At 58.6% G+C, this 11,791-nt stretch carries 9 protein-coding genes and 1 pseudogene; 5 read left to right on the top strand and 5 right to left on the bottom strand.

Annotated features, from left to right (window positions below; translation table 11 throughout):
* Positions 1-85: 85 nt before the first annotated feature.
* A complete protein-coding gene (locus tag GSF01_RS05460) occupies positions 86-1,558 on the bottom strand; it encodes an alpha-amylase (protein WP_159882075.1) in 1,473 nt (490 codons plus the stop codon).
* 210 nt (positions 1,559-1,768) lie between these two features.
* On the opposite strand from GSF01_RS05460, the gene GSF01_RS05455 reads away from it, so the two are divergent.
* The 3 genes from GSF01_RS05455 to GSF01_RS05445 all read left to right on the top strand — a co-directional run bounded on the left by GSF01_RS05455 (position 1,769) and on the right by GSF01_RS05445 (position 6,400).
* Positions 1,769-2,329 carry a DUF1697 domain-containing protein gene (locus GSF01_RS05455; protein ID WP_159882004.1) on the top strand — a complete coding sequence of 187 codons (561 nt, stop codon included), beginning with the start codon at positions 1,769-1,771 and terminating at the stop codon, positions 2,327-2,329.
* A gap of 327 nt (positions 2,330-2,656) precedes the next feature.
* The gene (locus GSF01_RS05450) at positions 2,657-3,553 is read left to right on the top strand and encodes an NAD(P)/FAD-dependent oxidoreductase (protein WP_159882074.1); all 897 of its coding nucleotides are present in this window, start codon (positions 2,657-2,659) and stop codon (positions 3,551-3,553) included.
* A gap of 141 nt (positions 3,554-3,694) precedes the next feature.
* Entirely contained in the window at positions 3,695-6,400 is a 2,706-nt protein-coding gene (locus GSF01_RS05445) for an SLC13 family permease (protein WP_159882003.1), read from the top strand.
* Positions 6,401-6,533: 133 nt separating this feature from the next.
* Here the strand turns inward: GSF01_RS05445 and GSF01_RS05440 are convergent, their stop codons facing one another.
* Positions 6,534-6,758, bottom strand: a complete 225-nt coding sequence (locus GSF01_RS05440) for a PspC domain-containing protein (protein WP_159882002.1) — start codon at positions 6,756-6,758, stop codon at positions 6,534-6,536.
* A gap of 234 nt (positions 6,759-6,992) precedes the next feature.
* On the opposite strand from GSF01_RS05440, the gene GSF01_RS05435 reads away from it, so the two are divergent.
* Positions 6,993-8,405, top strand: coding sequence for a HEAT repeat domain-containing protein (locus GSF01_RS05435; protein WP_235941298.1), 1,413 nt, complete (start codon positions 6,993-6,995; stop codon positions 8,403-8,405).
* A 97-nt stretch (positions 8,406-8,502) separates the two neighbouring features.
* Here GSF01_RS05435 and GSF01_RS05430 read toward each other — a convergent pair whose 3' ends face one another.
* From GSF01_RS05430 to GSF01_RS05420, 3 genes are all read right to left on the bottom strand, one after another.
* Positions 8,503-9,231, bottom strand: coding sequence for a helix-turn-helix domain-containing protein (locus GSF01_RS05430; protein WP_159882000.1), 729 nt, complete (start codon positions 9,229-9,231; stop codon positions 8,503-8,505).
* Between the two features lie 105 nt (positions 9,232-9,336).
* Complete coding sequence (locus GSF01_RS05425; protein WP_159881999.1) at positions 9,337-10,515, bottom strand: NAD(P)/FAD-dependent oxidoreductase; 1,179 nt, start codon at positions 10,513-10,515, stop codon at positions 9,337-9,339.
* A 27-nt stretch (positions 10,516-10,542) separates the two neighbouring features.
* Positions 10,543-11,010: a DUF1641 domain-containing protein gene (locus GSF01_RS05420; protein ID WP_159881998.1), complete on the bottom strand. Its 468-nt coding sequence runs from the start codon at positions 11,008-11,010 to the stop codon at positions 10,543-10,545.
* Between GSF01_RS05420 and GSF01_RS05415 the strand changes: the two are divergent.
* A pseudogene (locus GSF01_RS05415) lies at positions 10,948-11,376 on the top strand (ATP-binding cassette domain-containing protein); the annotation flags it as partial. The gene GSF01_RS05420 and the pseudogene GSF01_RS05415 overlap by 63 nt on opposite strands.
* Positions 11,377-11,791 lie beyond the last annotated feature (415 nt).

Here is an 11,791-nt window from a genome sequence, read left to right as displayed (position 1 = left end):
GGCTGCCGTCAGGGTATTTCGGCTGGCGACGGATCTCCGCACGGCCAAGAATCGCCCGGACAGTCTTGCCGGACGGTTCTGCTTCTTACGCCGGCTCCACATCCTCGTCCGGCAGAGCCCAGACGGAGACGCTGCCTCCATGCACCGGGAAGCAGGCGAAGCCATCCTCCTCGATGGTGATTCGGTCTTCCCGGCTATTCGTCATATCGACCCATACTTCGCCGGCACGCCCCTCGCCTACGAACATTCGCTTGTCGCCGTCGTCCCCGTTCGAGATGACGACCGCGCAGCCGGACCGGGGGATCTCAGGGAGACCGCGGCGAACCCAGCCGATCGTATTGGGATGATCGAAGTAATCCTCCTGCTCGCCGTAAGCCTTATGCCTGCGTGTATACAAGAGCGGGTCGATAGCCGCCTTCTTCCCCTCGATCGGATGCTCTCCCCCGATGCCGAAGTAATCTCCGTAGAAGACGCAAGGATAACCGCCTTGCCGGAGAAGAATGAGGGCGTAGGCGCTTGGCTTGAATGCATCCTCCACCCAGGACTCCAAGGCTTCATGAGGCTGGGAATCATGGTTGTCCACGAAGGTAACGGCATGCTCCGGATGCGTCTGTACCAGCGTGTCGTCGAAGATGGTCCGGAGATCGAAGTCGGCTCCTGCCTTCGAAGCCGTATGCAGCTTGTAATGAAGGGAGACATCGAACAGATCGATCCGGTAATCGACCGTGTCCAGAAATTGCTGACAGGCGCCTAACTCGGAATTCCAAAACTCGCCGACGATATAGAACTGGTCTCCGCGCTCTCGGACGACTTCCGCCGCGAATGATTTGATGAACTCGTGATTGATGTGCTTGATGGCATCCAGCCGAAACCCGTCGCAATCCAGAGTGTTCGCAAGCCATTTGCCCCAAGCGATCATCTCTTCCTGTACGACCGGATTGCTGTAATCGATATTGGCAAACATCAGATAGTCGTAATTGCCGAATTCGCGATCGACATGTTCATTCCAGTGCTTGTTCTCGCCGATGATGCGGAATACGCCGGTCTTGTCTTCCCGGGCATCGTAGTCCGTGCCGTTAAAATGCTCGTAGCTCCATTGAAACGAGGAGTACTTCCCGCCTCGGCCGGGGAAGGTAAACCGGGTCCAGCCCTCGATCTCGAACGGGTCGGATATTTCTTCGGTCCGATCCTCCTCATTGACCTCGATCACCTGGAAGGTCTCGGTCTCGTCCGCCCCCGCTTTATGGTTCATGACGACATCCACATATACCGCGATGCCCTGTTCCTTGCAAGCGGCGATAGCCTCGTGCAGCTCTTGCTTGGTGCCGTATTTGGTGCGGACTCCGCCCTTCTGATCGAATTCGCCCAGATCGTACAGGTCGTACACGCTGTAGCCCGTATCGTCCGGGGAATCGCTTTTGGTCACAGGAGGGATCCAGACCGAATCTATGCCATGCCGCTTCAGCTCAGGGGCCAGCTCCTTCAATCGGTTCCAGTGGTTGCCGTCCGCTTCCACATGCCATTCGAAAAATTGCATCATCGTATGATTGCTTGTCATCATGTCCAGCCTCCTATAAAGATGTGCGGGCGTCTAGTCTTCCTGCAGCAGCCTATGTATCGGGTGTTGAGCATCTATTACCCACAGGCCGGGGCAGGGTAAACGTCAGGGCTCCACCCTCCACCTTTAGGGCTCGAATGCTTACTATGAATTGGCTGCCTGAAGCCTATATAATAAAAAGTACAAACGGGACTAGAGAGGCGGAAGGACATGACGGTACAACTTGCACTGCTTAGAGGAATAAATGTCAGCGGACAAAAGCTGATCAAGATGGCCGAGTTAAAACAGATGTTTGAAGCATTGGGCTTCACACGGGTGCAGACTTATATTCAAAGCGGGAATGTGCTTTTTGACCCTTCCGGACTCACGGAAAGCGCAGAGCCGCTGCATAAGCGGATTGAAAAAGGAATCGAAGCGACCTTCGGCTACCAGGTGCCTGTTGTGGTGCGGACGGTCGGCGATCTGGAGCGTATCCTGACCGGGTGTCCGTTCCCGGCGGACAGTCTCGCGTCTGGGGAAAGTCTGTACGTGGCGCTGCTAGCCCAGTCGCCCTCCGAGGAAGGGGTCCAGCGCCTCCTAGCGTGCTCCAGCGAGATTGACGAATACCGTCTCGCCGGCGACGAAGTCTACATCTTATGCCGGCAGGGACTGGGGAAGTCGATGTTCTCGAATAATTTCCTGGAGAAGAAATTAAAGGTCGCGGCTACGACCCGGAACTGGCAAACGATGAACAAGCTGGCGGCATTGGGCCGGGCGATGGAGCAAGAATAACGGTAAGGCCATCAGGGGAGCTCCTGGTGGCCTTATTGCTTACCCGCAGGTGTGCAAAGAGGGCGTCTGGTAGTTAGGCAGCCGTTCGTAGAGAGGATAAGGAGAGTCGGGGACATTTCCCGGCAGGAGGTCCGCGGCTAGCCGGTGTTCCACGGGGAACGCCTTCCGAAGGTACTGACGGGCTTATCTCCAGAGAGGGGCGGCTGTTAGATCACGAATTCCGAACATGCACAGGGGTATCTGACGAATACACTAATGATAGTGAGACGGCTTCGCCGCGATAGGCGCCCAGGATCCTCAGGTGCCATGGACAAAGGAGTGACAGCCATGCTGTATGACTGCGCGATCATAGGCGGAGGGCCCGCGGGTCTGAATGCTGCGCTTGTGCTGGGCCGAGCGAGAAGGAACGTGATCTTGTTCGACGACAGCAGGCCGAGGAATGAGGTGACCCGCCAAACCCACGGTTTTATTACGAGAGACGGCGTGTCGCCGGGCGAGTTCCGTCAGGCCGCTTACCGAGATCTAAGCCGTTATGCTTCGGTCCTCTGCAAGCCGGAGCGGGTCGTCAGCGTGAACCGAACATCTACGTTCCGGTTGACGACGGATCGCGGGGAGTGTTATGTCGCCCGCACCGTGCTGCTGGCTTCGGGCTTGCGGGAAGCGCTGCCGTCCATCCGCCATATTCACGAGTATTACGGGAGCAGCTTGTTCAGCTGCCCTTATTGTGACGGGTGGGAGCGGCTGGATGAGCCGCTCGTCGTGATTTCGGAGCAGCCCCTGGCTTACCATATGGCGCGGACCGTGCGGCAATGGAGCCGCGATCTGATAGTGTGCACGAACGGGAAGCCCGCGCTGACAGACGATCAGCGGCAAGCTCTGAGGCGCAAGGGGGTCGGACTCTACGAGCAGCCGATTCGCTGCTTGAACGGCGAGCAGGGACAGCTGAAGAGCAGCCTGCTGGAGGACGGCACCGAGCTGAGGCGAACGGGCGGATTCGTCGAAACCGCGTGGTTCCAGGCGGCTCCGTTCGGCGAAGCGCTGGGCTGCCGATCGAATCCGCTCGGCGGACTGGCGATCGACAGCCTGGGGAGGACCTCCGTGGCCGGCGTGTATGCAGCAGGCGATACGTGCGCTATCGCTCCCTCTCAGCTGATTGTAGCCGCTGCGGAAGGAAGCCGGGCGGCGATCGGCATCAACTCCGATCTGATTCATGCCGATTTTTAAGTCCATCCGCAGGCCTATGCCATTTCAAATTGACGGGGCAGAGCTTCCCTTTTATAGTTAGAAAGTGGGAATAGCAGTCAAAGCCCCTAGTTCTAAGGATCGAAAGACATATTGTCCCTCAGAAGAAGGTTGATGCGTGCCATGACGCTACAAAATATTGACATGTTCAAGAGTCTGACCAATATGGAGCTGGCCAAGCTGCTGGGCAAGTTAGAGAAGCGGGAGCTTATCGCGGGGGAAAGCTTGTTCCATCAAGGCGACGCCGCCGGCAGCATGTATCTGATCGAAAGCGGCCGTATCGAGCTGTTCTCCGAGAGGCCCGAGGGCGGCAGGCAAGCCTTGGCCCTGCTCCATGAGGGAGATACGCTCGGCGAGATGGCGCTGTTAACCGGAGAGCCGCGCTCTGCATCTGCTGTCGCGGCGGCAGATACGGTCCTCTTCGAGATGGACAGGCCCAGCTTTGATCGGCTGGTTGCCGAAAACTCGTCGATTTCCGCTTATTTTATTCGGCTGCTGTCTCAGCGGCTGATTCAGACCAATAACCGGCTTCAGGCATCCAAGGAGTCGGAGGCCAAGCTGACCGAGCAGCGGATGAAGCTGCTGCCGGAGAAGCTGCAAGCTTTCCTCATCTGGTGCGCGGCGGTGCCGGTAGCCGGCAGAAGGCTGGCGGAGCGGAAGTTCGGCTTCGTGCTGGCGGATGAGGCGCAGGCGTGGCCCGGACTGCTCGATTTCCTCCAGGCCGATGCGGCGGCGGGCGAATGGATCGCTCTGAAGCCAGGCGTTCGTCCGCTGCTGGTTGACCTTGCCGCGTCCGGGACCGCCAGCTACGCCGAACGGCAGGAATGGGTCCGCCAGGCCGCGTCCTCCTACGAAGAAGCCGGGCAGTGGGCCGCTTCGGTTCAGCTGTGGGCGGAGCTGGATCATTGGGAGGCCGCGCTCGATGCGGCGCAGGGTATGCTGGGGCTGTCCGCTCCCCGGGAAGCTGCGGGTTCATCGGCGAGAGCGGAACGAACCAGCGAACCTTTCCCGGTCCCCGATGCCTTGACCGAACAGGAGCGTGAGACGCTCGCCCAGCTGTGGCGTTGTCCGCCAGGGAAGCTTGTGGAGCGGTCGCGGTTCCCGCTGGCGGAGCGCTACATCGCTTACTGTCAGGAAGAAGCTCCTGAGAAGGGACTGGCTCTGGCGGAGGCGGTGCTGGAGGAGCAGGCCGGGGCTTTGACGCCGTCTCAGCTGCTGCGGCTGTACGAGCGTGGAGCCGACCTGAGCCGACGTCTGAACCGCAATCAACAAGCGCTGGAGTATTTGGAGCTGGCGGAAGCCGCAGCCCTGCAGATTACAGACCGAGCCCCGCGAAGCCAGGGTGAAGGACTTACCTACGAACAGGCGAAGCAGAAGCTGGTCCGCAGGAAGTCCCAGCAGCTTGCCGAAAGCGCAGGCCGCCTTCTTGGAGGCAGCCGGTGGCTGGGGCTGTCGGCACTGCTTGCAGCGGCCGGCTGCGTCCTGCTTTTTCAGCAGCTGGAGCCGGTACCGGGACTATCGCGCGCGGGGATGAGTTTTATCGGGATCGGACTAGCGGCCGTTATCCTTTGGATCGTCAACATCGTCCCCGACTATATCGTAGCTCTGGGTATGGCCATGCTGTGGGTGCTGAGCGGCGCGGTTACGCCTGAAGTCGCTTTATCGGGCTTTGCGACGACGACGTGGCTGTATATGATCTTCATCATGGCGCTCAGTGCCGTCATGACCAAGTCGGGTATTGTATACCGGTTCTCGCTGCATGCGCTGAAGCGGTTTCCATCTCATTACCGGGGGCAGCTATGGGGGATCGTCGCCGGGGGAACGGCGCTCAATCCGCTGCTTCCGTCATCTTCGGCCAAGGTATCGCTAGGAGTGCCGATTGCCCGGACGCTGTCAGAGTCGATGGGCTTCGCCGAGAAGAGCAAAGAGGCCGCGGGCCTGGGGCTCGCGGCGATGATCTTCTACGGATTCACGGCGCCGTTCGTTATGACGGGCTCGTACACGAATGTGATGGCGTACGGCCTTGTCTCCGCCAGCCAGCCGGTGACCTGGCTGCAATGGCTGATCCATGCGCTTCCCGCCTTCGTCTTGTTCAGCGCCGTCCTGTGGCTGGCGATTACTTTCATGTTCAGGAACCATCGGTCTGCAGCCAAAGCGGTATCCGCTCACGTCTTGGATGAACAGATCAGGCTGCTCGGTCCGCTCACCAAGGAAGAGCGGATTTCCCTCTTTACGCTGCTGGGCTGCGTCAGCCTGCTTGTGCTGCAGCCGCTGCACGGCATCGATAGCGTCTGGGTGATGCTGGCGGGCTTCGCTGTACTGGTGATAACCGGCGTTCTGGATCGGCGGACCCTGACCTCAGGCATCGACTGGACGTTTCTGCTGTTTCTCGGCATCGCCTTCAGCTTCGCAGGGGCTGCGACCGAGCTGGGCATAGCGGACGTGCTGTCCTCGCTGGTCAGGGAACACATGGGGATATTCGTCTCCTCATCGGAGCTATTCCTGGCAGCGGTTGTCTTGCTTTCCTTCGTCGTCACGCTAGTGGTGCGGGACGACCCCGCGGTGATTCTATTGGTCACCGCGCTGCTCCCGCTTGGAACCGAGCTTGGCATTCATCCGTGGGTGCTCGTATTTATTATTCTGCTATCGACGGACCCGTTTTTCTTCGCCTATCAATCGCCCACGTATTTGACGGCTTACTACAGCTCGGAGGGGAAAGCATTCGATCATCGCCAAGGGCAAAAAATAGCGCTGGCTTACGGGCTAGCCGTGCTGCTCATCGCCGTGCTATGCGTGCCGTACTGGCGCTGGCTCGGTCTAATCAGCTAAAGAGGGTTCGCCCAGGTCCGAAAGAAGGCTGTACCTGCGGCAAGAGGCCGCCGTCACCCGGATAACGGGAGAACGGCGGCCTTTGCTTAAGTGTGTCCGGGGATGGGGCCTCCAGTCTCTGGACGCCGCCTGCTTAGTATCCGTGATACGGGCCGTGGCCGTAGCTGTGATGCGGCGGCTCTTTGGGAACTACCAGACTCGCGATCATATAGACCAGAACGGTCGTGCCGAAGCTGGCAAAGGCGGAGATGATCCAGATCAGCCGGATCAGGGTAGCGTTGATTCCTGTCCACTCGGCCAGTCCCCCGCTCAGACCGGTCAATTTGCTATTATAACGGGAACGAAACAATTTATTCATAAGAAAGTCTCCTCTCCAAGGTTCGATTCGTTAGCGCTATCGTTTATATCTATATTGTAGAGGAGCCTTGCCCTATGCGAAACCGACCTGTGGCGGTTTGTAGACTGGACCAAAGGCGGGGAAACGGAAGTAAGATAATATTATCCAAATTCCGCTTAGCTTCCTCCATCCCTATTTCTCCCATTCCTTTCTATAATCAAGTTATTCCGGTATACAGGGAGGATGAATACGAGGATGGACAGGAAGAGCCCGCTTTTACTGAATGATGAGCAGATGAAGCAATTTATTACGAACGGTTACCTGATCTTGCACACGGATTTTTCAGAGGCCTTTCACGAAAGCCTGATGACCCAGTTAAACAAAGTATATGAGGAAGAGGGAAACCCGGGCAATAATCTGCTGCCGCGGATCCGCGAGATCCAGAAAATATTCGACCACCCGGTCATTACCGGCGCCCTGACCAGCGTACTCGGCCCGGACTATATGCTGCATGCCCACAGACACGGCCACTTCAATGCCAATCCGGTCGCCGGCGGCTGGCATAAGGACAGCTACTGGGGATACGGACGGATGCGCAATCATCATCCGTGGTGGGCGATGATTATGTATTTCCCGCAGGATACGCCGCCTGAGCTCGGACCGACAGGGATTATGCCGGGAACCCAGAATTACGAGACGCGGGTTTTCGACAAGGACGATGCGGCCGGAGAGGCGCTGGCCAGCGGCAAGGCCGGCACCTTCGCGCTGATCCATTACGACATCTGGCATCGCTCCACGCCGAATGTGCTCGGCAACCCGAGGTATATGCTGAAGTTCGAATTCATGCGGACGCAAGCTCCTGCGAAGCCGAGCTGGGACGCCCAGGGAGTCCCATGGTCTACGCCGGCCGGCCTTGCTCCGGGAATGACGGCGCATGACCGCCAGTGGGAGGAAACCTGGAGCTGGCTGTCGGGCAGCATCGGCAGCATAGCCGGAACGCGGCCTGACGATGCTACCGCTATCCGGGAGCTAGCTCTGCAGCTGGAGGACGCTTATGAGCCCCATGCGCTGAATGCCGCATACGAGCTGGCTTCCCGCGGCAAAGGCGGGGTAGAGGCTTTGCTCGCGGCGCTGAAGCATGAGAGGACCGAGGTGTCCCGCCTCGCGGCTTACGGCTTATCCGTGAGCGGGAAGGAGGCCGTCCCGGGGCTGACCGCAGCGCTGGACGAAGCTCGCGAGGCTACGGTGGTCCATGCCGCGTTCGCCTTGGGCGAATTGCGGCAGCTTGCCGCCCTGGCTGTGCCTAAGCTGATCGGCTTGCTGGAAGGGCCATCGGCCGACATACGCCGTGCCGTCGTCGAGACGCTCGGGATGATCGGTCCGGATGCGCCCGGTGCGGTGAACGGGCTGATCCGGGGATTGCAGGACGAGGATACGCAGGTCCGCTTTATGGCTGGGCTGGCTCTGACCCGCCTCGGGCGTGCCGGCGAAGCCGCCGTACCCGCGCTGGAGCGCTCGCTGGATGACGAGAACCGGTACGTACGCGCCCATGCTGCGGAAGCGCTCCGCTATATAGGTACGCCGGAGGCTCACGATGTGCTGATCCGCGAGCTGTTCCAGTCCCGGTGGTGCGCGACGACGACGAAGGCCAATACGTTCTATCCATAAGACGTGCCGAAATAAGGACGTGAGCATCGCCCCAAGAAGCCAGCTTCCGCTTCCCGCTTGACGGGAGCGAAAGCTGGCTTCTTGTCTTGCGCCGGGTTCATGAAGAGGGGTACATGTCGCGGAACTGGCTCGGCGAGAAGCCGGTATGATCCTTGAACATGCGGGAGAAGTAAGGCATCTCAAGGCCAAGCGAATCAGCGATCTCCGATACGTTAAGCGGGGAGAAGGAGAGCAGCTGCTTGGCCTTCTCCATGCGCCGCCGGTTGACGTATTGGATGGGCGAGACGCCGGTCGTGTTTTTAAATACCCGAATAAAATAGTTGGGGTGAAAATGGGCGACCTGCGAGAGCTCCTCCAGCGACAGATGCTCGGACAGATGCTCGTCGATATAGCGCAGCACCTGATTAATCTTATCCAAGGAGGCCGAGGCCCCGGTGCTGAATCGGACGTTGCCGGCCGTGTCGAGGTAGGTGGCGAGCAGCTCAAGCAGCAGGGCGTTCACCCTCAGGCCGGCGCTTAAGCTGTCCTCGCGATGCCAGTGGATAAGCTGCCGGAATGTTTCCTGAAGCCGTTCCGGCTGTTCAACCTCTATGAAGAGGGGGATGTCGAGCAGCTGGAATAAAGGCAGGTCGCCGGTCTTCGCCGTAAAATGGCACCAGTACTTTCCGAACGTGTCGCCGCCCGATGTGCCGTAGGATTGAACCTGCCCCGCTGGAAGCAGGAAGAGCTGCCCCGGTCTCGAAAAATGGGCTTCTTGGTGTGGAAAATCCGTTAACGACTCACTCGCCCATAACATACGGCTTCGAACGATCGGGCCCCAAGCCAAGCCGCTTACCCGAGCTCATAGACACTCTCGACTTCTCTATCGGGGGATACAAAAAACCCGCCCTCTCTCGACGAGGAAGGGCGGGTTTAACCAGGTGACTGTCTATTAGTAGGCCAGCGAGAACAAGCCGTTAATATGCGAAAGGTAACGAACGTTACTCGCTTCTTTCATCAGCGATGCCGGAAGTCCCTTCAGGCGGGTTTGGCTCGCGCCGATCGTCGCGATACCATCCTTGCGGCCCAGGCTCGCAAGCGTACCGGAGAAGACAGGATTGAAGGCTTCTGTCGGAGCGCCCTTGAAGTTTGCAAAGAGGTTGTAGCCGATCGTCTCGCCCATCTGCCAAGCAAGCTGAGCGGTTGGAGGGAACGGACGGCCCTCAGGACCCATAACGACCGCGCTGTCGCCCGCCACGTACACGTCAGGATGCGATACGGATTGGAGCGTCTCGCTCACTGTCGCGCGGCCGCGGTTCACTTCGATGCCGCAAGCGCCGACGAGCGAGTTGCCTTGTACGCCGCCAGTCCAGACGACCGTGTTCGTCTCGATCGTGCTGCCATCCTTCAAGAATACCGTCGTTTCCGTAGCTTCGGTAATGGCAAGTCCGATCAGGAATTTCACGCCGCGCTTCTCGAGGCTCGTTTGTGCGCGCTCGATGTGCTCGGCAGGAAAGCCCATCAGGATGGAAGGAGCGGCTTCAACCGTGTACAGCGACACGTCATTGAAGTCTACGCCCTTCTTGCGGCACAGCCCAGGGAGCATGTCCGCCAGCTCGCCGACCAATTCGATCCCGGTCAAGCCGCCGCCGCCGACTACAAAGGTAGCATCCGCTTTGTTTTTCGTTCTTGCGTATTCCTCTATCCGCTCTTCCACGTGAGCGCGGATACGGTTGGCATCGTCTACGGATTTCAGCGTGAAGCTGTTCTCCTGCAGACCCGGGATACCGAAGTATGCCGTTTCGCTGCCGAGGGCGATGACGAGTGCGTCATAGTTGTACGTGATGCCGCTCTTCAGGACAACGCGCTTCTCGTCCAGACCGATCGTCTCGACCGTGTCGATCCGCAGGTTGATATCCTTGCCGCGCAGCAGCTTCTCCAGCGGAAGCGCTACAGCTTGCTCCGTCAGGTTGCCGACAGCCAGACGGTGCAGTTCGGTGATGATTTGGTGGGAAGGCGTCTTGTTGACGACCGTAATCGTCGCTTCCTCCGGGGTGAGATATTTACGCGCAGTCAGGGCGCTGAGCAGGCCGCCATAACCGCCGCCCAAGATCAAAATGTGCTTCGACATACTTATCCTCCGTTCTGGTTTAACGAATTATTCGCCTTGGCGTTTTTGTTGGTTGCGTTCTGCCGAGATTTCCAGGAAAGCTTGGGCAAAGCGGAAGGTTTTTTGAACTTGCGGATCCTTCAGCATCTTGAGCAGCCCGAACAGGCCAATGGTTGCCGTCTCTGCTTGAGCACGGTCATTGGCTTCAATAGCGTTGGCAGCCAGATTCTTGGCGCCTTCGACGATCGGCATAGCGACTTCACCGATTCCGCCTTTGATATCGTCGATGAATACTTGGTCCGTTGCGAGGCTTTGCACGACATCGTAGGTTTTAGTCAGCAGCGTGACCATTTCGGCCAGCTTGGGCAAATTTTCCACCAGCACCGTCAGCGATTGCTGCACCTCCTGTTCGCGGGGACGATCGGCTCTAACGTCTCGCTCGGCGATCCCGCCATTACCCGTGAGCGGATCGAGCGAGCCCTCATCGATGTGGGGGCCGATCAGCTGCTCCGGCATCTGCCTCGGGGGCTCGACGAGCCGGTAATCGAGAAGGGCAGCACGCTGTCTGCCGGACAGCGGCAGCTGATCTCATTCGCCCGGGCGCTCGCCTTCGATCCGGCGATCCTGATCCTGGATGAGGCGACGTCGAATATAGACACGGAGACGGAGGCGCTGATCCAGCAGGCGCTGGACGTGGTGAAGCAGGGCCGGACGACGTTTGTCATCGCTCACCGACTGTCCACCGTGAAGAATGCCGATCAGATTCTTGTGCTGGACCGGGGTGAGATCGTCGAGCGGGGCAGCCATGACGAGCTGCTGCAGCTCGGCGGCCGATATGCGCAGATGTACCGGATTCAGCAGGGGGAGCTAGCGCATGCGTAGCATTCCTAGTGACGATGTGAGTATTCTTCGTAAGCGATCTGAATCTTTTTATGCTTCTCAGGTGTCTCAGGGATGGGGCGGCTACGGGTACAAGCGACCGTGCTGCGTGGCTTGCCTGCCAGCTTAAGCTGTGTCTGAATCGCTGCAGCAAACAATTAAATAGTGTGAAAGTGCCCGCTATTAGTTATCGAAACTGACGGCGGGCATTTTTTGGAAAACTACTAATCCAGCACTCCAAACAGCCACTCTTATCAACCAGCAAAAAGCAACCCGCAATCAGCCGTTGACGACTCTCAGACCAATAACAAGCGGCTTCGAACGACCGGGCCCCGAGGCAGTCACTTACCAAGCTCATAGCTTTGATTTCGAGCAAGAGCCAAATAAATGGAGGAGCTTCAAGTATGGTGTGATGAGA

Source organism: Paenibacillus puerhi (assembly GCF_009846885.1).
Taxonomy (GTDB): Bacteria; Bacillota; Bacilli; order Paenibacillales; family NBRC-103111; genus Paenibacillus_G; species Paenibacillus_G puerhi.
This window is presented reverse-complemented; position numbering and strand designations above follow the sequence as displayed.